Origin of the sequence: Bradyrhizobium erythrophlei (assembly GCF_042430365.1) — a bacterium.
Taxonomy (GTDB): Bacteria; Pseudomonadota; Alphaproteobacteria; order Rhizobiales; family Xanthobacteraceae; genus Bradyrhizobium; species Bradyrhizobium erythrophlei.
On the sequence record NZ_JBHMET010000029.1, the window covers coordinates 26,376 to 46,116 of the forward strand.

18 protein-coding genes are annotated in these 19,741 nt (G+C 64.5%); 9 read left to right on the top strand and 9 right to left on the bottom strand.

The window, feature by feature from the left end; all coding sequences use genetic code 11:
• Positions 1 to 16 precede the first annotated feature (16 nt).
• From ACFFWD_RS03935 to ACFFWD_RS03945, 3 genes are all read left to right on the top strand, one after another.
• Entirely contained in the window at positions 17 to 709 is a 693-nt protein-coding gene (locus tag ACFFWD_RS03935) for an alpha/beta hydrolase (protein ID WP_376961642.1), read from the top strand.
• Between the two features lie 152 nt (positions 710 to 861).
• Positions 862 to 2,610: a flavin-containing monooxygenase gene (locus ACFFWD_RS03940; protein ID WP_376961644.1), complete on the top strand. Its 1,749-nt coding sequence runs from the start codon at positions 862 to 864 to the stop codon at positions 2,608 to 2,610.
• A 180-nt stretch (positions 2,611 to 2,790) separates the two neighbouring features.
• Positions 2,791 to 3,732: a metallophosphoesterase gene (locus tag ACFFWD_RS03945; RefSeq protein WP_376961646.1), complete on the top strand. Its 942-nt coding sequence runs from the start codon at positions 2,791 to 2,793 to the stop codon at positions 3,730 to 3,732.
• 18 nt (positions 3,733 to 3,750) lie between these two features.
• Here ACFFWD_RS03945 and ACFFWD_RS03950 read toward each other — a convergent pair whose 3' ends face one another.
• Together ACFFWD_RS03950 and ACFFWD_RS03955 are read right to left on the bottom strand one after the other, a co-directional pair.
• Complete coding sequence (locus ACFFWD_RS03950; protein ID WP_376961648.1) at positions 3,751 to 5,016, bottom strand: S1C family serine protease; 1,266 nt, start codon at positions 5,014 to 5,016, stop codon at positions 3,751 to 3,753.
• A 507-nt stretch (positions 5,017 to 5,523) separates the two neighbouring features.
• A complete protein-coding gene (locus ACFFWD_RS03955) occupies positions 5,524 to 6,537 on the bottom strand; it encodes a 1-aminocyclopropane-1-carboxylate deaminase (RefSeq protein WP_376961650.1) in 1,014 nt (337 codons plus the stop codon).
• A gap of 160 nt (positions 6,538 to 6,697) precedes the next feature.
• On the opposite strand from ACFFWD_RS03955, the gene ACFFWD_RS03960 reads away from it, so the two are divergent.
• The 5 genes from ACFFWD_RS03960 to ACFFWD_RS03980 all read left to right on the top strand — a co-directional run bounded on the left by ACFFWD_RS03960 (position 6,698) and on the right by ACFFWD_RS03980 (position 11,722).
• Positions 6,698 to 7,162 carry an Lrp/AsnC family transcriptional regulator gene (locus ACFFWD_RS03960; RefSeq protein ID WP_376961652.1) on the top strand — a complete coding sequence of 155 codons (465 nt, stop codon included), beginning with the start codon at positions 6,698 to 6,700 and terminating at the stop codon, positions 7,160 to 7,162.
• 255 nt (positions 7,163 to 7,417) lie between these two features.
• Positions 7,418 to 8,821, top strand: coding sequence for a selenium-binding protein SBP56-related protein (locus ACFFWD_RS03965; RefSeq protein WP_376961654.1), 1,404 nt, complete (start codon positions 7,418 to 7,420; stop codon positions 8,819 to 8,821).
• A complete protein-coding gene (locus ACFFWD_RS03970; protein ID WP_376961656.1) occupies positions 8,818 to 9,492 on the top strand; it encodes a hypothetical protein in 675 nt (224 codons plus the stop codon). The genes ACFFWD_RS03965 and ACFFWD_RS03970 overlap by 4 nt, the downstream gene beginning before the upstream one ends.
• A gap of 158 nt (positions 9,493 to 9,650) precedes the next feature.
• Entirely contained in the window at positions 9,651 to 10,808 is a 1,158-nt protein-coding gene (locus ACFFWD_RS03975; protein ID WP_376961658.1) for a LysM peptidoglycan-binding domain-containing protein, read from the top strand.
• 107 nt (positions 10,809 to 10,915) lie between these two features.
• The gene (locus ACFFWD_RS03980) at positions 10,916 to 11,722 is read left to right on the top strand and encodes an NAD-dependent protein deacetylase (protein WP_376961660.1); all 807 of its coding nucleotides are present in this window, start codon (positions 10,916 to 10,918) and stop codon (positions 11,720 to 11,722) included.
• A gap of 164 nt (positions 11,723 to 11,886) precedes the next feature.
• Here the strand turns inward: ACFFWD_RS03980 and ACFFWD_RS03985 are convergent, their stop codons facing one another.
• The 5 genes from ACFFWD_RS03985 to ACFFWD_RS04005 form a co-directional block, all read right to left on the bottom strand.
• Positions 11,887 to 12,183, bottom strand: coding sequence for a hypothetical protein (locus tag ACFFWD_RS03985; protein ID WP_376961662.1), 297 nt, complete (start codon positions 12,181 to 12,183; stop codon positions 11,887 to 11,889).
• Positions 12,180 to 12,458 carry a cell division topological specificity factor MinE gene (gene minE, locus ACFFWD_RS03990; protein ID WP_376961664.1) on the bottom strand — a complete coding sequence of 93 codons (279 nt, stop codon included), beginning with the start codon at positions 12,456 to 12,458 and terminating at the stop codon, positions 12,180 to 12,182. The genes ACFFWD_RS03985 and minE overlap by 4 nt, the downstream gene beginning before the upstream one ends.
• Positions 12,458 to 13,273 carry a septum site-determining protein MinD gene (gene minD, locus ACFFWD_RS03995; protein ID WP_376961666.1) on the bottom strand — a complete coding sequence of 272 codons (816 nt, stop codon included), beginning with the start codon at positions 13,271 to 13,273 and terminating at the stop codon, positions 12,458 to 12,460. Before minD ends, minE begins: the two co-directional genes overlap by 1 nt.
• 20 nt (positions 13,274 to 13,293) lie before the next feature.
• Entirely contained in the window at positions 13,294 to 13,995 is a 702-nt protein-coding gene (gene minC, locus ACFFWD_RS04000) for a septum site-determining protein MinC (RefSeq protein ID WP_376961668.1), read from the bottom strand.
• A 199-nt stretch (positions 13,996 to 14,194) separates the two neighbouring features.
• Positions 14,195 to 15,151, bottom strand: a complete 957-nt coding sequence (locus ACFFWD_RS04005) for a tripartite tricarboxylate transporter substrate-binding protein (protein ID WP_376961749.1) — start codon at positions 15,149 to 15,151, stop codon at positions 14,195 to 14,197.
• A gap of 430 nt (positions 15,152 to 15,581) precedes the next feature.
• Here ACFFWD_RS04005 and ACFFWD_RS04010 point away from each other — a divergent pair, with 430 nt between their 5' ends.
• Positions 15,582 to 18,728, top strand: coding sequence for an efflux RND transporter permease subunit (locus ACFFWD_RS04010; RefSeq protein WP_376961670.1), 3,147 nt, complete (start codon positions 15,582 to 15,584; stop codon positions 18,726 to 18,728).
• A gap of 97 nt (positions 18,729 to 18,825) precedes the next feature.
• On the opposite strand, the gene ACFFWD_RS04015 is transcribed toward ACFFWD_RS04010, so the two are convergent.
• Both ACFFWD_RS04015 and ACFFWD_RS04020 read right to left on the bottom strand, forming a co-directional pair.
• Complete coding sequence (locus ACFFWD_RS04015) at positions 18,826 to 18,999, bottom strand: diguanylate cyclase domain-containing protein (RefSeq protein WP_376961672.1); 174 nt, start codon at positions 18,997 to 18,999, stop codon at positions 18,826 to 18,828.
• Between the two features lie 407 nt (positions 19,000 to 19,406).
• Entirely contained in the window at positions 19,407 to 19,637 is a 231-nt protein-coding gene (locus ACFFWD_RS04020) for a cupin domain-containing protein (RefSeq protein ID WP_376961674.1), read from the bottom strand.
• Between the last annotated feature and the right edge of the window lie 104 nt (positions 19,638 to 19,741).

A 19,741-nucleotide genomic window follows, 5' to 3' on the forward strand; every position in this document is an offset into this window, starting at 1 on the left:
GTCAGAGGAGCGCATCATGAGCAGCAAGCCTACGATCGTTCTGGTTCACGGATTCTGGGGTGGCGCGGCGCACTGGAGCAAGGTGATCGTCGCGCTTTCGCGCAAGGGACATGACGGGCTGCATGCCGTCGAAATGCCGCTGATTTCACTCGCCGATGACGCCGAACGCCTGCGCAAGATGGTGAAGCAGCAGAGCGGCCCGGTGCTGCTCGTCGGCCATTCCTATGGTGGCGCCGTCATCACGGAGGCCGGCGATCTGCCCAATATCGCGGGCCTCGTCTACATCGCCGCCTTCGCGCCGGACGCCGGAGAGAGCCCGGGCGGCATCAGCCAGGCGCTTCCGCCGGCTGCGATCGCCAATCTCGCGCCTGACAGCGACGGCTATCTCTGGATCAAGCCGGACAAATTCCACGAGAGCTTCTGCCAGGACCTCTCCGCAGACGAGGCGCTGGTGATGGCGGTAACGCAAAAGGCCCCGCTCGCCACCACCTTCGGCAACAACGTCACCGCGCCGGCGTGGAAGAACAAGCCGGTCTGGTATCAGATCTCCAGCGAGGACCGGATGATCAATCCGGAGAACCAGAAGCGCATGGCGGAGCGGATGAAGCCGCGCAAGATCATCACACTCGGCGCCGGCCATGCATCGCTGGCCTCGAAGCCGGTTGAGGTGACAGCCTTGATCGACGAGGCGGCAACAAGTCTCGCGTAAACGGCGCCTGGATACCGCAGTGATGACCGCGGCGACATAGGAGCTATTCGCTGCACGGCAACGCACTTGCTTGCAGGCTTCGCCGTATCAGCCCTAATCTTTCGTTGCCGCGCCCGCAAGGCGCGGCCAACAAAGACGGGATGAAACGGATCATGGCTCAGGTCAGCGCTGCGCGCGGTGATGCGCGCCCTGCGGAAAGCGGAACGTTCGATGCGGTCGTGGTCGGCGCGGGCTTTGCCGGCATGTACATGCTGCACCGGCTGCGCGGGCTCGGCCTCACCGCGAGAGTCTATGAGGCCGGCGGCGGCGTCGGCGGCACATGGTACTGGAACCGCTATCCCGGCGCGCGCTGCGACGTCGAGAGCCTGCAATACTCCTTCTCGTTCTCCGAAGAGCTCGACCAGGACTGGAACTGGTCGGAGAAATATTCGCCGCAGCCCGAGATCCTCGCCTACGCCAACCATGTCGCGGACCGCTTCGACCTGCGCAGCCAGATCGCGTTCGACACTCGCGTCACCGCGGCGACTTTCGACGAGACCGCCGGCACGTGGCTGATCGAGACCGACCGCGGCGACAAGGTCACGGCGAGGTTCTGCATCATGGCAGTCGGCTGCCTGTCGGCGCCGAACCGGCCGGTCTTCCCCGGCATGAACGATTTCCGCGGCCCGATCTATCACACCGGTGAATGGCCGCATGAGGGTGTCGACTTCACCGGGCTGCGCGTCGGCGTCATCGGCACGGGGTCATCCGCGATCCAGTCGATCCCGATCATCGCGCAACAGGCCGCTCACCTCACCGTGTTCCAGCGCACCGCGACGTGGTCGGTGCCGGCATGGAACGCGGCGCTCTCGGCTGACGCGCTGAAAGAAGCCAAGGCGCATTACCCGGAGTTGCGGGCGAAGGCGCGGGCACGGCCGACCGGCTTCTATTTTCTGTTCAACACCCAGCCCGCCCTGCAGGCCAGCGCCGCAGAGCGCGAGCGGCAGTATGAAGAGGCCTGGCAGCGCGGCGGCCTGCCGTTCCTCGGCGCCTACGGCGACCTGCTGTTCGAAAAAGCCGCCAACGACACCATCGCCGATTTCGCGCGGAAAAAGATCCGCAGCATCGTCAAGGATTCCGCGACCGCCGAGCTGTTGTGTCCGCAGAACGTGTTCGGCTGCAAGCGGCTCTGCGTCGACACCGACTATTTCGAGACCTACAACCTGCCGCATGTGCACCTGGTCGATGTGTCGACGACGCCGATCGCACGCATCACCACCGATGGCATCGTGGTCGACGGCACGGAGCACAAGGTCGACGCGATCGTCTCGGCCACCGGCTTTGCCGCGATGACCGGCTCGTTCGACAAGATCAGGATCACCGGCCGCAGCGGCGAGACGCTGGCCGAGAAGTGGCGCGCCGGCCCGCGCGCCTATCTCGGCATCGCCTCGCAGGGCTTCCCCAATTTGTTCATGATCACCGGACCCGGCAGCCCGTCGGTGCTCGCCAGCATGATCCAGGCGATCGAGCAGCATGTCGACTGGCTGGCGGATTGCATCAGCCACATGCGCGACGTCGGCGCCGCCACGATCGAGCCGACCCGCGAAGACGAGGATGCCTGGGTGACCCACGTCAACGACGTCTCGACGGTGTCGCTGCGCTCGACCTGCAGCTCCTGGTATGTCGGCACGAACATCCCGGGCCGGCCCCGCGTCTTCATGCCGTATATCGGCGGCTTCCCGGTCTATGTGCAGAAGTGCAACGAGGTGATGAACGCAGGCTATGACGGCTTCGTGCTCGATGGCGCGCGCAGCGGCAACGCTGCCCCGCAAGTGCGCTTCACCGGGCGCTGGCAGGTGCCGCTCGACATCGAGGTGATCTCGCCGGCGGCGGTGGCCGCGAGGCGCGTACCCGTGGTCTGAGGCGCCCCTTGACCGAACCTTGTCCCGCCTTGCGGAGGCAGGGAGGCGGGGCGCCATCGCGCCAACCGGGACATTTAAGGCTTTAGACACTTCTTCGCGCGAACCGATTATCCACTTCGCTCAAACCACGATAGAGTCATGCCGAACCGGGCTGGGCGTCTGCGGACCAGACGGAAGGCGATGACCGACACAGAATTGCAGGGACTGATCGAGCGGATCGGCGCCGAGCACGTCGCGCGCCGGCTTGAAATCGAGACCGGGCACGAGGCCCAGCTATTCGGCCAGGGGACGCTGGTCTTCAATCTCGAGAACTGGCTCGTGGCGCCGCTGGTCGTCGAGGGGACGCTCAAACTCGTAGGCCTCTATGGCCGTGCGCGGCGCAATGCCGATCACGTGAAGCTACGGCACAACACGGTAACGTCGGCCAGATTGCCGGCCGCCTTCGAGGGCTTCACCATCCTGCAACTCAGCGACCTCCATGCCGACATCAGCGTCGGCGCGATGCGGCATCTGACGGGCTTCATCGGCGATATCGCCTGCGACATCTGCGTGATGACCGGCGACTATCGCGGCAAGACGTTCGGGCCGTTCAGCAAGAGCCTGTTGCTGATGAAGGACCTGTGCGCGGAGCTGAAGGTGCCGCTCTACGGCATCCTCGGCAATCACGACAGCATCCGCATGACGCCGGCGCTGGAGGCGATGGGGATCCGCATGCTGTTCAACGAAAGCGCGACGATCGTGCGTGGTGCGGACGCGATCCACCTCGCCGGCGTCGACGACGCGCACTTCTACCGCGCCGACGACATTCCGAAGGCCGCAGCAAGCATTCCGCGCGAGGCGTTTTCCATCCTGCTCGCTCACACGCCGGAGTCCTACCGCGCGGCGGCGCAGGCCGGCTTCGACCTCATGCTGAGCGGCCACACCCATGGCGGCCAGCTCTGCTTGCCCGGCGGCATCGCGATCAAGCTGGAGGCGCGACTGCCGCGCCGGATGGGCGCAGGCGCCTGGCGGTTTGATCATCTCGCGGGCTACACCTCGCGAGGTGCAGGCACCAGCCTGTCGCCGGTGCGGCTCAACTGTCCGGCGGAGGTGACGCTGCATCGGCTCAAGCGCGCCGCGTGACACGCCCTCGCCCGCGCCTCAATTACCCTTCTTCGCGCTCGCGCTTTGCTCGCTCACCGTACAGCTGATCAGCAGCGTGTAGCCGCGCGCCGATTTCGCGATATCGGCGGTCTCGTTCTTCATCGAATCGTGCCGGTCGCTGGAGCGGTACGTCACCGCGCTGTTGTCGAGGAAATCGCGCAGCGCGCCGGTCTTGATGGCGAAGTTGATGCTTTCCGGAATCGTCCCGGTCGCCCTCGCGACCTTGATCGCATCGATCTTAGCAGCCACCACACCGACGACCATGCCGCTCTGGTCGAACAGCGGCCCGCCGCTGTTGCCCGGCTGCACCGCGGCACTGATCTGCAGGAAGCGGGTGTCGTTGAGCAACCCGCTCAACGAGCTGACGATACCCGTCGTCACCGTGAAATCGGAGGTCAGGAGGCCGTGGTAGGGAAAGCCGATCGCGACCACGCTGTTGCCGACCTGGACCGAATTCTGCTTGATGACGGCGACATCCTCGAACGGTGACGGCGCCTGCAACAGCGCGAGATCGTTGATCTCGTCGCTGGACACGATCCGCAGCTTGACCGGCGCCTCCCCGCTCAGATTGCCGGAGATCTTGCCGCAGCCGTCGATGACGTGCTGGTTGGTGACGACGTGACCGTTGCTGCTGACCACGAAACCGGTGCCGGTCTGGGTGCCGGACTTGCTTTGCTTGGGCGACGCCGACGGCGGGGCGCTTGACGGCGGTGACGTCGGCGCGGCCGTTGCAGGCTTTGCGGCCACCGCAAACTCCCCGGCATTGGCGACGCCATTTTTCTTCACGGTGGCAACGCAGTTGAGCAATGCCGGCAGCATTTGCGCGGTTTGATTCAGGTTGAATTGAAGCAACTGTCCCTGCGCGAAGGCCGTCATCTGCCGCGCCTTGCGGAACTGGTTGATCAGGGTCGAGTTCACCGGCAGGTCGACGCTGACGATCTGCGCGTCCCTCGGCATGCCGTAGACATTGAACGCGGGCTGCGCATCGAACGTCAATGCGAGCGGAAACGCCTGCCCCGGCGTCAGCCGCCAGTTGTCATGGGCAAAGCCCAGCCACCAGTTTCCGTTCGCCGCGATCGAAACGGAGAAGTAAACTCCGTTCTGATAGGCTGTGACTGCCGAGCAATGGGTGAACGCGCCGTTCTTGTCGTTGGTGTAGGCGCCGCCCTGCCAATTGCCGACGGTGATCGAGCCATAGGGGCCGCGGGCACTCGACGGCGTTGCGGACACAATCAGCCAGGCGGCCGCAACGACCGCCCACATTACAATTCTCATTACGCAAGACCCCCGGCCACGAGCAATGATAGGAGGCGTTGAAATACATCCGCAAGTGGTGCGCGACTTGCCTCTGGCCGCGTCCATGTGTCGCGCCGCCGCGGATGCAGTCATCGCTGCACCTTCTGGTTACCTCTAATGTTCCTATTTTGTTCCAGAATTGTCAACCGGAGCCCGGCCGCCCCAATCCGGGACATGAACCCTGGCATGGTTTGTGCTGTCCAAGAGGTGCCCGGGAAATTTCCTCCCACCCGGGGCGTGAACCAGCGCCGCCCGCGATCATACTCCGCATGGCGGCGCTGTCCCTTTTGGGGCTACCGAATGAACGAAAGGCCCCAGCACCGTCGGTGCTGAGGCCTCTCGGGACCAGTTTTCGTGTAACCCTCCAATCATCGATCAGAGCGCTGCGGGTGACCTGTCCCAATTTGTCGCAGTGCGTCCGAAACGGGACAACTCCCGAGTGCACTCGCTCCCCGCAGGTGGAGCGATCGCGCCTCAGCCATTCCGGAACGCGTAGCCATAGCCGTTGATCGCCGGCGCGCCGCCGAGATGGGCGTAGAGCACCTTCGATCCGGCGGGGAAGAATCCCTTCTGCACGAGGTCGATCATGCCCTGCATCGATTTCCCCTCGTAGACCGGATCGGTGATCATGCCCTCGAGCCGCGCACAGAGACGGATCGCATCCTTGGTCGCCTCCGACGGCACGCCATAGGCCGGATAGGCATAGTCCTCGATCAGCACGACGTCGTCAGCGACGATGTCCTTTCCGAGTTCGACGAGCTCTGCCGTGTTCTTCGCGATCGACAGCACCTGCGCTTTGGTCTGCGCCGGCGTGAACGAGCCGTCGATCCCGATCACGTTGCGCGCACGGCCGTCTGCCGCGAAGCCGACCAGCATGCCCGCATGGGTCGAACCGGTCACCGTGCAGACGACGATGTAGTCGAATTTGAAGCCGAGCTCCTTCTCCTGCGCGCGCACCTCTTCGGCGAAGCCGACATAGCCGAGCCCGCCATATTTATGCACGGAGGCACCGGCGGGAATCGCGTAGGGCTTGCCGCCCGCCGCCTTCACCTCCTCGATCGCCTGCTCCCAGCTCTTGCGGATGCCGATGTCGAAGCCTTCATCAACAAGCCGCACGTCGGCGCCCATCACGCGGCTCAGGAGGATGTTGCCGACGCGGTCGTAGACCGCATCCTCATGCGGCACCCAGCTCTCCTGCACCAGGCGGCACTTCATGCCGATCTTGGCCGCAACCGCTGCGACCATGCGGGTGTGGTTCGACTGCACGCCGCCGATCGAGACCAGCGTATCGGCGTTGGAGGCGATCGCGTCGGGGATGATGTATTCGAGCTTGCCGAGCTTGTTGCCGCCGAAAGCGAGGCCGGAGTTGCAGTCCTCCCGCTTGGCATAGAGCTCGACCTTGCCGCCGAGATGCTTCGAGAGCCGATCGAGCTTCTCGATATGCGTCGGCCCGAAGGTGAGCGGATAGCGCGCGAATTTTTGGAGCATGTCGGCATCCCCTGATAGTCTGGTGTCAGCGGCAAGCCCTATCATCACGGGAAAGAAAGGTGCTCTCTATCTCGAGGCCACCTCTCTCTAATCATTACGAAATGTCCAACTTATGCTATCTATCCTTTCACCGATTAGCCAATCTATGAAAGACTCTTCCATGCCCGCGCGGCTCGACCGGACCGACCTTAAGATGTTGCGATTGCTGCAGAAGAACGGCCGGCTCAGTAATGCCGAGTTGGCCGATCAGGTCGGCGTCAGCCCCGCCACCTGTCACCGCCGGACCCAGGCCCTGTTCGACGACGGCTTCATCAGCGAGGTCCGCGCCGTGGTCGCGCCCCGCAAGGTCGGCAAGGGCACGCTGGTCATGGTCGGCGTGGTGCTCGACCGCTCGACCCCGGAGAGTTTTGCGAGCTTCGAGCAGGCGGCCGCAAAGCTGAAATTCGTGCTCGACTGCCATCTCGTCGCGGGCGATTTCGACTACTTCCTGAAGATCCGCGTCGGCGACATGGAGGACTTCAACCGCATCCACGGCGACCAGCTGATCGCGCTGCCCGGCGTGCGGCAGACGCGCACCTTCTTCGTGATGAAGGAGGTGGTCGACAACGCCGCGCTGGAGTTTTGAGCCCGGCGCGATCTGCGTCATGGATCGCAAACAGTTTGCCGTTGCGCGTCGCAGCGGGAACCTGGCCGCGTCAACAAGCCGCGTCAACAAAATGCGAGATTGTTTCGCGCTTCCGTCTGATGCCGTAAGCTCCTCGCCGCCAACTTCGCCCGCGGAACCGCAGGCCGCATAGGCGTCAGCGCATACACCAGTCCGTCTCAATGCTCCGCGCGACCCGAGCCGTTGGCGAGAAGCCGACAAAACCGGGAGGACGTCATGACGATGCGACCCGACCCTACGTTTCACGCCTCGCCAAGGCTTGCCATGGAGGCGCCGCCGGAGAACTTTGCCTATACGCTGCTGCTCAGCCCTGACTTCGCAAAGCCCGACGCGCTTGCGGTGATCGACGTCAAGCCGAGCTCGAAGACCTATGGCCAGGTCGTCCACACCGTGGCGATGCCGAACAAGGGCGACGAGTTCCATCACTTCGGCTGGAACGCCTGCTCCTCCGCGCTGTCTCCGCTCGCCGGACATGCCTTCGTCGAACGGCGCTATCTCATCATTCCGGGAATGCGCTCCTCGCGCATCTATATCATCGACACCAAACCCTCGCCGCTGGAAGCGAAGATCCATAAGATCATCGAGCCGGAGGAGGTGTTCAAGAAAACCGGCTACTCGCGGCCGCACACCATCCATTGCGGGCCGGAAGGCATCTATGTCTCTACCCTCGGCGGCGGCAAGGACGGCACCGAGGGGCCTCCCGGCGTCTTCATCATGGATTGCGAGACCTTCGACGTGCTCGGCCGCTGGGAGATCGACCGCGGGCCGCAGAAGCTGCACTATGATTTCTGGTGGAATCTGCCGCGCGACTACATGGTGAGCAGCGAGTGGGCGCTGCCGCCGCAATTCGAGAACGGCATCGTCGCCGAGGATTTACTGGCGAACAAATACGGCCACCGCCTACACTTCTGGGATTTGCGCGCGCGGCGCAATGTGCAGACCATCGATCTCGGCGCCAATCACCAGATGGCACTCGAGGTCAGGCCCGCGCACGATCCGATCCGCGAATACGGCTTTGTCGGCGTCGTCGTCGACACCACCAACCTTGAAGCCTCGATCTGGACCTGGTGGCGCGAGGGTGGGAAATTCCACGCCGAGAAGACCGCGACGATACCGCCCGAGCCCGCGCCGAAGGAGAAGCTGCCGCCGCTGCTGCAGGGGTTCGGAGCGGTGCCGCCATTGGTGACCGACATCGACCTGTCGATGGACGATCGCTTCCTCTACGTCTCCTGCTGGGGCACCGGCGAGATGCGCCAGTACGACGTCCGCGATCCCAGGAAGCCGAGGCTTTCCGGCTCGGTGCATATCGGCGGCATCGCCCGCCGCACGCCGCACCCGAACGGCAAGGCGTTTGCCGGCGGCCCGCAGATGGTCGAGATCAGCCGCGACGGCAAGCGGGTGTACTGGACCAACTCGCTCTATTCGACCTGGGACGACCAGTTCTATCCCGACGGCATGCCGGGCGCCGAAGTCATGGCCGATGTCGGCACGGATGGCGGGCTGGAACTCGCAAAGGACTATTTTGTCAGCTTCCCCGAAGGCTATCGCCCGCACCAAGTCCGCCTCGAGGGCGGCGACTGTTCGACGGATTCCTTCTGCTATCCGTCGGTCTGGAATTGAGTGACGCTGATACGACGGCCATCTGGCTGTGGCTCGCCATCATCGCGAGCGGCCTCTACCACGGAATCAATCCGGGCATGGGCTGGCCGCTCGCGGTCTCCGCGGGCTTGATGGAGAAATCCCCGCGCGCGCTTGCCACAGCATTGCTGCCGCTCTCGGCGGGCCACCTTGCGGCGATGCTGCTGGTGCTGCTGCCCTTTGCGCTGCTGATCACGCTGGTGAAATGGCAGCATCAGATCCAGATTGCGGCCGCCATCATCGTCATCGCCTTTGGTCTGGTGCGTCTCGTCGATCGTCGTCATCTGCGCGCGCTGGTGCGGATACCGCCGACCAGGCTGGCGTTCTGGTCGTTCGCGGTGGCGATTGCGCACGGTGCCGGCCTGATGCTGCTGCCGATCTATCTCGGCCTCTGCGCGACGTCAGCCGCGCATGGCGGCCACGCGGCCGCGGCCCGCGTGATCGATCAGGATCTTGCGATGGCGCTCTTGGTCGCGTTCATTCACACCGCCGCCATGCTCGGCGCCGGCGGCCTGCTGGCTTGGCTGGTCTATCGCTATCTCGGCGTGAGATTCGTTGCGCGGAGCTGGTTCAATCTGGAGACGGTGTGGGCGGTCAGCCTCATTCTGGTGGGCGGCGCGGCGCTTGCCCTTAACGTGGCGGCGTGGCGCTGAGGTGTTGGGTCAGCCGGGCTGCCCGAGCGGAGTAAGGGGAGTAACCCTTTCATCCGACTTGATGGTCGAAGCAAATCGGCGCAGTCTCCAGCGAATCCTCACAGGGCCTGCACGGCGGCGTACGGACGCGCGGGGACATGCATCCGCGGATGAAAATCATGAACGCCACGGCGATGCGAATGGTCATACCGTTGCTGGCGCTTGCCGTTGGCGGCGCCGCCGCCCTCGTCTTCGGCATCCGCCAGACCCAGCAATCCCCGGCGGTGGACACGCGCTTGATGGCGGCGACGCCGTCTACGCCGGCAGCCCCCGCGCGAGATCAGGACAAGACCGGGCTGGCAAAGGCGCAAACCGAGACCACAGCGCTGGCCAACGCATTGGCAGGACGGTCGCCACCGTCGAGCGGCGACGCGGTGCCGGAGTTCGACGTCGTCAGTGTCGAACCGACGGGCGAGACCGTTGTCGCCGGCCGGGCCACGCCGGGTGTCACGGTGGAACTGCTCCGTAATGGCGAGGTGCACGATCGCGCGGTGGCGGACAAATCCGGACAATTCGTCATGGTCCCGCGCCCGCTTCCGCCGGGAAACTATGACCTGACCCTGCGCATCACGCGTGGCGGCAAGGCGGTGACATCCAGGCAGAGCGTGGCGGTGGCGCTCGAAGCCAGGGCCAAGGAGCGGCCGATGGTGGCGCTGATGGCGCCGGGCAAGCCGATCCGCGTGCTGTCGCAACCTCCGGCCGCGACGCCGGCGGCCGGGAAGATGGCCGTCGAGGCGATCGAGACCGAAGCAGGCGGAAAGCTCCATGTCAGCGGTCAGGCCGCTCCCGGCGCCACCGTCAGGCTCTATCTCAACGACAGTCTGATCGCATCCGCCACCGCCGATGAGAGCGGACACCTCGCGGTCACGATCAACAAGGGTGTGGCAGCCGGCGATTATCGGGTCCGGCTTGACGACGTGGACCCCGGCTCCGGCAAGGTCCGCGCGCGTGCAGAAGTGCCGTTCAACGTGCCCGACACCACGACGACCGCATCGATCCCGGCGCCGGCGACTTCCTCCGCCCGTGCGGACATGGCCACGCCACGGCTCGCGGCAGCGACGGCTCCCGCCGTACCGGACGGGCGCTCACCGTCTGCCGTGATCGTGCCGAAGATCACGACGACCACTGTGTCCCGCGGCGACAGTCTCTGGCGGATCAGCCAGCGCACATTCGGCGCCGGGCAGCGCTACGCGGTGATCTATCGGGCGAACAAGCAGCAGATCCGCAATCCCAATTTGATCTATCCAGGGCAGATCTTCGTCCTGCCGACACGGTGACGCATCAGGCCGCCGGAGCCAAACGCGCACGCGCGCCGGTATCCGGCCTCATGCCGTCGCGCTACGCGTGTCCTTGTGGTGGCCGCCCGGCGCACTAGATACGGCCCATGCAACACCCCACCCTCGAGGATTTCGTCGCCGGCTGCCAGCGTCTGTTCGTCCTGACCGGGGCCGGCTGCAGCACCAATTCCGGCATTCCCGACTATCGCGATCACGACGGCAACTGGAAGCGGACGCGGCCGGTCACCATCCAGGCATTCCTAGGTGAGCCCGGCACGCGCCAGCGCTATTGGGCGCGGAGCATGGTCGGCTGGCGGCGGTTCGGCCGGGCAACGCCGAATGACGCGCATCGCGCGCTCGCTCAACTCGAGGCGCAAGGCCGCTGCGAATTGCTCCTGACCCAGAACGTCGACCGGCTGCATCAGGCCGCCGGAAGCCGGCGCGTCATCGACCTGCACGGACGCCTTGACGTGGTGCGCTGCCTCGGCTGCGCTGCGACGTTGCCGCGCGAGGCGTTTCAGCAAGAATTGACGCGGCTCAATCCCGCCTGGCTGGCGCTCGATGCCGCGGATGCGCCCGATGGCGACGCCGATCTCGAGCATCAGGATTTTGCGGCCTTCGTCGTCCCCGCGTGCGAGGCCTGCGGCGGCGTGCTCAAGCCCGACGTGGTGTTCTTCGGCGAGAACGTGCCGCGCGAGTTGGTCGCCTTGGCGCAGGACCATCTCGAACAGGCCGACGCGATGCTGGTCGTCGGCACGTCGCTGATGGTCTATTCCGGCTTCCGTTTCGTCCGCATGGCGGAGCAACGCGGCCTGCCGATTGCGGCTGTCAATCTCGGCCGCACCCGCGCCGACGACCTTCTCTCGCTCAAGGTCGAAGACCAGTGCGCGGCGGCGCTGTCGTTCCTGCTGTAACTAAAGCATGATCCGGAAAAGTGTGAAGCGGTTTTCCGAAAAGATCATGCTCAAACAAGAAACTAAAGCGCGATGACGATTCAACCTAATCTCATCGCGCTTTAGTCGCCCGAGGTACGTCATTGCGAACCGACAGGTCGCTGTGACGAGGCTGCGTCAGCGCATCACGCCCGATGGCGCTGCGGCTTCGCCATCGGCATGTTGGCGTTCCAGTGGGTCCAGCTGACGCGCGCGAGGCTGCCGAGGTCGGTTGCCAATGGCCGCCGGGTCCGCCGCTCATATTCGGCGATGCAGCGACCGGATTCGCTGATCTTGCGCTGCAACTCGGCGATCGTCGTCTGCGCCGAGCGGCCGCAATTGGCGACCCCGGACTGCCCAACCTCGAGCTCCTTCAGCGCGGCGCGGTGCTTCTTCAATTGGGCCCGTTGCCAGGCGATGTGACTATTGCTGTCTGCAGTCATGTGGCCGCCACCGTCATTGATCGTTGCACGCCATTGGGCACCTCGATGTCGACTTCCAGCATCGAGACGAACTTGCCACGGTCCATCCGCACCACGACCTTCTCGGGGTCGAGGTCGACATGCTTCGACACCACGGCGAGGATCTCCGTGCGCAGGACCTCCAGAAGATCGGACGCGCCGTTCCGGCCGCGCTCATGCGCGAGCAGGATCTGCAGCCGTTCCCGTGCGACGGGCGCGGACGCAGCGCGGCCGCCAAAGAGCCGCATCAGGTTCATCATGCCGCCCTCCTTCGCAGTAGCCGATCCATCAGGCCCTTGCGCTCGACCGGCACCGTCATCGCAACGGTCTCACCCATCAGGCGGCGCACGGCGTCCATATAGGCCCGGGCCGGCGCGCTGTTCGCGTTGTTCAGCGTCACCGGCGAGCCGACATTGGAGGCCTTCAGCACGTCCTGGCTTTCCGGCACGATGCCGAGCAGGGGCGTTGCGAGGATCTCCAGCACGTCGTCGATCGACAGCATTTCGCCGCGCGCGGCGCGGGCGCTGTCATAGCGGGTGATGAGCAGGTGCTTCTCGACCCGCTCGCCGCGCTCGGCACGGACCGTCTTCGAATCGAGCATACCGATGATGCGGTCGGAGTCACGCACCGACGAGACCTCTGGATTGGTGACGATGATGGCTTCGTCCGCGTAGCGCATCGCCAGCGTCGCGCCGCGTTCGATGCCGGCCGGGCTGTCGCACAGGATCCAGTCAAACTTGGTCTTGAGGTCGGCGATCACCCGTCGGACGCCGTCTTCGGTAAGCGCGTCCTTGTCGCGGGTTTGCGATGCCGGCAAGAGCCAGAGGTTCTCCAGCCGCTTGTCGCGGATCAGCGCCTGCGGAAGTTTGGCGACGCCCTGCACCACATTGATGAGGTCGAACACCACCCGCCGCTCGGCGCCCATCACGAGATCGAGGTTGCGCAAGCCAACATCGAAGTCGATGACGACGACGTTTTGTCCCATTTGCGCGAGTGCCGCGCCCAATGCGGCGGTCGACGTCGTCTTGCCGACCCCGCCCTTCCCAGACGTCACGACCAATACCTTCGACATTCTTTTCTCCTCGCGGCCGATCAGTTCAACGGTGTGATTCGGAGCGCATCGCCTTCGAGCCACGCCTGGGCGGGCCGGTTGCGCAAACGATCGCCGATCTCTTCGGCGGTCTGGTAGTAGCCATCGATGGCGAGCAACTCAGCCTCGATCTTCTGGCAGAAGATCCGTGCCGCCGAATTGCCGTTGATGCCGGCCATCGCGCGGCCGCGCAGCGTGCCGTAGACATGGATCGAGCCGCCGGCCACGATCTCGGCGCCGGAGCCGACCGATCCCAGCACGGTGACGTCGCCATCAGCGAACACGATCGACTGACCGGAGCGGACCGGACTGTCGAGCAGGAGCGAGGCCGTCTTGGCCTTCGGCTTCGCCTGCGCCTGCGCTGGCGGCTCGACCTGGGCGATGACGGTGGATCGGCCGCCGGTCAGAAGCGGCGGCATGTTGGCGCCAAGCTTTGATTCGTCGACGCCCTCGATGCCGAGAACGCGGATGCTGCGCTGGTCGAGGCTCTGGAGCAGATGCGCAATCGCGCTGGTGCTGAGATCGACGGCGGCGAGATCAAGCACGACGGGCTTGCCGGTGAAGAACCCGGGCGAACGGGCCAGCGTCGCGTCGATATCCTCGAGCCAGGTGACGATCGGCACCACGGGAGAAAACACGAACGCGACGTAGGAGCGACCGCGCATACGAACCGGTTGACGTGCTGTCTGCGTACTGGCGTCCATCGCCCCTGACTCGGCTGTGTTGTTGAATGGTTAACAATCGTCATGCATGGTTAACCAATGGTTAATGCCGTCAGGGTTTTCACTGATTTGGTCAGCGGACTCCGGCCGCTACGCACGGTCGGCGCGACGCAGGCGGGATTCCGCACGTCAAGCTTGCAGGTAGCGGCCTGGCGGGGCCGCGGATGCCGCGATCGGCCGCCTACTCCGCCTTGATATTGGCGGACTTCACGATCGGCCACCATTTGTCGATCTCGGCGGCCTGGTGGCTCCGCAGCGAGTCGGGCTTCTGCCGGTCCGGCGGCGGGATCTCCTGCCCGAGCTCCAGGAAGCGCTGGCGCGCATTGGGCTCGGCGAGCGCGGCCGTCACCGCCGCGCTCAATGTCGACACGATCTCGCCGGGCGTGCCCTTCGGCGCCCAGATGCCGTGCCAATAGGCGATATAGAGCCCCGGCAATCCCGATTCATCGACGGTCGGAATTTCCGGCGCCGAGGCGAGCCGCGACGACGACGTCACCGCATAGGCCTTCACCGTGCCGCTCTTCACCTGCGGCAGCGAGTTGGAGGCCTGGTCGAACATGATGTCGATATGCCCGGCCATCAGATCGTTGAGCGCGGGACCTGCGCCGCGATACGGCACGAAGGAAAAGTTCGTGTCGGTCAATTGCTGGAAGAACACGCCGGCGACATGCGCGCCCGACCCGGGTCCGGCGGTGCCCGACGTCGCCTTGCCGGCATTGTCCTTCAGCCAGGCGATCAGCTCCTTCAGGTTTCTCGCCGGCAGGTTGGGCCTGCCGATGATGAGCTGCGGCCCGCTGGCGATCAGCGCGATCGGCGCGAATTCGCGCACATCGTATTGCAGCTGATAGATCGCGCCGTTGAGGCAATGCGTGCCCCAATGCCCGATCGTGATCGTGTATCCATCCGGCGCCGCACGCGCCGCCCGCAGGCCCGCGACCGTGCCCGAGGCGCCCGTAACATTCTCGATCACGACGGAATGCCCCAGCGTTGCCCGCATATATTCGGCGACGATCCGCGCCAGCACGTCGGTCGGCCCGCCAGCGGCGAAGGGCACGATGATGGTGATCGGGCGCGAGGGGAAGGTGTCGGCGCGGGCGGCGCGTGAGGCGAGCGGAAGGGAGACAGCACCGAGGGCCAGCTTGAGAAAGGGTCGGCGGGACAGCTTGGGCAATCCATTCCTCCGCATGTTGTCGTCGCGACGACGCGACGCGACCGGTCTTGCTATCGCTAGCATTATTTCGCGGTCCCGAAAAATCGTGTCGTGGAGCGCGGTCCCTCGAAAGACGCCTGCTCTGGGCGTGTCGGGCCCGGGCGCGAGAGCATTTCGCGCCCGCGAAGGCGCGCGTTGGACAAAGGTCTAATCCACCAACCCGGGTTTCGAGTCGCAAGCCACCGCCAAGGGGCTAAGCTTGCAGAGCACAACGCCGGTCTTGGGACCGCCGAAGCTCCCGAGGCGCAAACAAGGCTCAAGGTTTTCAAGGAAACGCACGTTCGCGCTCGCCCCACCGGAGCGCGGCTCCCGATCGCTCCAAGGAGAAGATGCGCTGGCCATCCGATGGTTTCAGGGCATGTACGAGAGCATCTCTTCTCCGTTCATTCGCTATCCGATCGGGACCTCGCTTTTGATGGCGGGCGTGCTGTTCGTAGGAGTGGTTGCCTATCCGCTGCTGCCGGTCGCGCCGCTGCCGCAGATCGACTTCCCGACCATTCAGATCTCCGCGAGCCTTCCGGGCGGCAGCCCGGAGACGATGGCTTCCTCCGTCGCGCAGCCGCTCGAGCGCCAGTTTGCGCAGATTCCCGGCATCGCGCAGATGACATCGACGAGCTCGCTCGGCTCGACCGCGGTCACGATCCAGTTCGATCTCGACCGCAAGATCGACGCGGCGGCCGGCGACGTCCAGGCTGCGATCAACGCAGCGAGCGGGCAGTTGCCGAAGAATCTGCCTTCGCCGCCGACCTATCGCAAGGTCAACCCGGCGGACTCGCCGATCATGATCCTGTCGGCGACCTCGGACGCGCTGCCGCTGACTACGGTGAGCGACCGCACCGATGCGCAGCTTGCGCAGCAGATCAGCCAGATCTCCGGCGTCGCCCAGGTCTTTGTCGGCGGCCAGCAAAAGCCGTCCGTCCGCATCCAGATCGATCCGGCGAAGCTCGTCGCCAAGGGCCTGTCGCTGGAGGACGTGCGCAGCCAGATCGCAATCGCAACCACAGACAGCCCCAAGGGTAATATCGACGGCCCGCGGCGTGCGTTCACGATCTACGCCAACGACCAGTTGACCGACTCGAAGGACTGGAACGACGTCATCATCGCCTATCGCAATGGCGGGCCTTTGCGGATCCGCGACATCGGCCAGGCGGTGGCGGGGCCTGAGGACATGAAGACCGCGGCCTGGGCCGACGGCAAGCGCGGGGTGTTCCTCGTCATCTTCAAGCAGCCCGGCGCCAATGTGATCGACACCGTCGACCGCATCAAGGAGCAGTTGCCGCGGCTGATCGCGGCGATACCGCCGGCCATCAAGATCAAGCTGATCAGCGACCGCACCCTCACGATCCGGGCCGCGATCGAGGACGTGCAGATCACCCTTATGATCACCGTCGTGCTCGTCGTGATCGTGATTTTCCTGTTCCTGCGCAGCTTCTGGGCGACGATCATCCCGAGCATCACGGTGCCGCTGGCTCTCCTCGGCGCCTGTTCGTTGATGTGGGTGTTCGGCTATTCGCTGGACAATCTCTCGCTGATGGCGCTGACGATCGCGGTCGGCTTCGTGGTGGACGACGCGATCGTGATGCTCGAGAACATCACCCGCTACGTCGAGAAGGGCGAACAGCCCATGGATGCCGCCTACAAGGGCGCCAGAGAGATCGGCTTCACCATTGTCTCGATCAGCATCTCGTTGATCGCCGTCCTGATCCCGCTGCTCCTGATGGGTGGCATCATCGGACGACTGTTCCGCGAGTTCGCGGTCACGCTCTCAATGGCGATATTCGTATCGCTCGTGGTCTCGCTGTCGCTAACGCCCATGATGGCCTCGCGATTCCTGCGCGCCCATCACGAGGTCAGGCACGGCCGCTTCTACCAGTGGAGCGAGCGGATGTTCAGTCACCAGCTCCGCGCCTATGAGAGGGGTCTCGATCTCGCGCTGCGGTTCAGCCTGATCACGCTTTGCATTTTCTTTGCAACCGTCGCGCTCTCCGTCTACCTCTTCATCATCATTCCCAAGGGGTTCTTTCCGCAGCAGGACAACGGCTTCCTCACCGCGGTATCGGAAATGCCCCAGGACATCTCCTTTGCCGAGATGAAGCGGCGGCAGGAGGAGCTCAGCCAGATCGTGCAGGCCGATCCCGCAGTCTCCTCGATTGCGATGTTCATCGGCGGCGGCGGCACCGCGCTGAATTCGGGGCGCATGTACGTCACCTTGAAGCCGCGCGAAGAGCGCGATGTCAACGCGCAACAGATCATCGCGCGACTTCGGCCCAAGCTCGATGAGGTCGTCGGCGCGCGCCTGTTCATGCAGGCGTCCCAGGACGTACGGCTGGGCGGCCGCGCCACGCGGACACAGTTCGAGTTCACGTTGCAGGACGCCAACCTCGCCGAGCTGAACGAATGGGCGCCGAAGATCCTGGCAAAGATGAGGACACTGCCGGAGTTACGCGACGTCGCGACCGACCAGCAGACCGAAGGCACGACGCTGCAGCTGACGATCAATCGCGACACCGCGTCGCGCTATGGCATCCAGCCGCAACTGATCGACGACACGCTCTATGACGCCTTCGGGCAACGCCAGGTCGCGCTGTATTTCACCCAGGTGAACACCTATCACGTGATCCTGGAGATCCTGCCCGAGATGCAGGGCAAGATCGATACCCTCAACAAGATCTATCTGAAATCGCCACTGACGGGGGACCAGGTGCCGCTTTCGGTGTTCTCTAGCTGGACCGATGTGCCGGTGCGGCCGCTTGCAATCGCCCATCAGGGGCAGTTTCCAGCGGTGACGATCAGCTTCAACCTCGCCGAGGACGTGGCACTCGGACAGGCCACTGACGCGGTGCAGCGCGCCGTGGCCGAGATGGGAATGCCCGGGACGCTTGCGACAAGCTTCCAGGGCACCGCGCAGGCGTTTCAGCAATCGCTCAGCACGGTTCCGATGCTGATCCTGGCGGCGCTCGTCGTGGTCTATCTAATCCTCGGCGTGCTCTACGAAAGCTACATCCATCCGCTGACCATTCTCTCCACGCTGCCGTCTGCCGGCGTCGGCGCAATTGCGATCCTGATGGCGTTCGGGTTCGATTTCAGCCTGATCGCGCTGATCGGAATCATTCTGCTGATCGGCATCGTCAAGAAGAACGGCATCATGATGGTGGACTTTGCAATCGCCGCCGAGCGCGAACGGCATTTGACCCCGAAGGAGTCGATCCGCGAGGCTGCGCTGCTCCGCTTCCGCCCGATCATGATGACGACGATGGCCGCGCTGTTCGGCGGTGTGCCGCTGATGCTTGGCACCGGAACAGGTGCAGAAATACGCCAGCCGCTCGGCTATGCCATGGTCGGCGGCTTGTTGGTCAGTCAGGCGCTGACGCTGTTCACGACGCCCGTCGTCTATCTCTATCTCGACCGCCTCTCCAATTTTCTCCTGGGCTGGAGCTGGACTCAGCGCAAACAGCGAGAGGAGACGTCGGCAAAGACGGAGCGGCTAGATGATGCCGCCGAGTAGTAGGGATGGTCAGGACGCAGAACGCGCAGAAGCGTCTTGCTTTTGACAAGCCGAGGGCGTCGGGCCGGGCCGGCATTAGCGGCGCGGATGCAAGTCGCTATTCGGCCGCGAGTTTCGGCGGAGGCGGCGGCGACCAGCACATCGGGCGATTGCGGCCCTCTGCCTTGGCCTGATAGAGCGCGTTATCGGCCGCCCTCATCAAGGCGTGGGCACCGGACATGCTGGTGAAAGCCTCGGCGACGCCAATGCTCGCAGTCAATTGCAACGGCACATTGTTGACGGTGCGGGTTTGATTCTAATGTTAAGCGCTGTTTACGTGGAACCCTGGCTCAAGCCCTGCCCTCGTTCCCGCGGAACGACGCAACCTGTTGAGCCATCCGCCGCGTGCGCACGCACGCCACCGTACTCCTACGGGGCGATTGATCATGCTTACGCCCCATTGCGGCGTGCACTATCCGCACCGGGACAAAAGGGTGGAATGCGCTATGCCGGCGGATGCCAAACCATCTCCGCAGGCCGACACCTGTTCGTGCGACGCCTGCGGAAATCACATGACACTTCTGGCTGCCTTGCCGAAGACCGCAAGGCACGAAGCCGTTCGCATTTTCCGTTGCTATGGCTGCAATGCGGTCAAGTCGGAGCGCGACTGACGCCGGTGCAGCACGCGCCTGACTTGCCCTATTTTGCGGTGAGCATTTCGATCAGCGGGCGGTCCTTTGAATCGGTCAGGTAGAAGGCGAGGATCTCCGCCGGCTCGGTCGTTGACGCGTTGTCGAAGCGCTCGATCGTAACGTCGGCCGGCTCGTGTTCCGTGGACGACGAAAGGTAGCCCCGAATTCCGACGCCCGCCCACCTCAGGAAAGCAGTGACGCTAGAGCTTCTGGATTTCGGCCGGCGGGCGGCCGGCATGCAAGCCGTCACGGGCCGAGGCCGTCCTCATCACCGCGGCAAAACTCTTGCGCTCGTCGGCCAGGCCTTCGGCCAGAGGACGGTCGAGGGCTGCCCGGGTGAGG

Coding starts and splice junctions, on each gene's coding strand:
- ACFFWD_RS03935 (WP_376961642.1), top strand. CDS start 17: ATGAGCAGCAAGCCTACGATCGTTCTGGTTCACGGATTCTGGGGTGGC.
- ACFFWD_RS03940 (WP_376961644.1), top strand. CDS start 862: ATGGCTCAGGTCAGCGCTGCGCGCGGTGATGCGCGCCCTGCGGAAAGC.
- ACFFWD_RS03945 (WP_376961646.1), top strand. CDS start 2,791: ATGACCGACACAGAATTGCAGGGACTGATCGAGCGGATCGGCGCCGAG.
- ACFFWD_RS03950 (WP_376961648.1), bottom strand. CDS start 5,016: ATGTGGGCGGTCGTTGCGGCCGCCTGGCTGATTGTGTCCGCAACGCCG.
- ACFFWD_RS03955 (WP_376961650.1), bottom strand. CDS start 6,537: ATGCTCCAAAAATTCGCGCGCTATCCGCTCACCTTCGGGCCGACGCAT.
- ACFFWD_RS03960 (WP_376961652.1), top strand. CDS start 6,698: ATGCCCGCGCGGCTCGACCGGACCGACCTTAAGATGTTGCGATTGCTG.
- ACFFWD_RS03965 (WP_376961654.1), top strand. CDS start 7,418: ATGACGATGCGACCCGACCCTACGTTTCACGCCTCGCCAAGGCTTGCC.
- ACFFWD_RS03975 (WP_376961658.1), top strand. CDS start 9,651: ATGAACGCCACGGCGATGCGAATGGTCATACCGTTGCTGGCGCTTGCC.
- ACFFWD_RS03980 (WP_376961660.1), top strand. CDS start 10,916: ATGCAACACCCCACCCTCGAGGATTTCGTCGCCGGCTGCCAGCGTCTG.
- ACFFWD_RS03985 (WP_376961662.1), bottom strand. CDS start 12,183: ATGACTGCAGACAGCAATAGTCACATCGCCTGGCAACGGGCCCAATTG.
- minE (WP_376961664.1), bottom strand. CDS start 12,458: ATGAACCTGATGCGGCTCTTTGGCGGCCGCGCTGCGTCCGCGCCCGTC.
- minD (WP_376961666.1), bottom strand. CDS start 13,273: ATGTCGAAGGTATTGGTCGTGACGTCTGGGAAGGGCGGGGTCGGCAAG.
- minC (WP_376961668.1), bottom strand. CDS start 13,995: ATGGACGCCAGTACGCAGACAGCACGTCAACCGGTTCGTATGCGCGGT.
- ACFFWD_RS04010 (WP_376961670.1), top strand. CDS start 15,582: ATGTACGAGAGCATCTCTTCTCCGTTCATTCGCTATCCGATCGGGACC.
- ACFFWD_RS04020 (WP_376961674.1), bottom strand. CDS start 19,637: ATGCCGGCCGCCCGCCGGCCGAAATCCAGAAGCTCTAGCGTCACTGCT.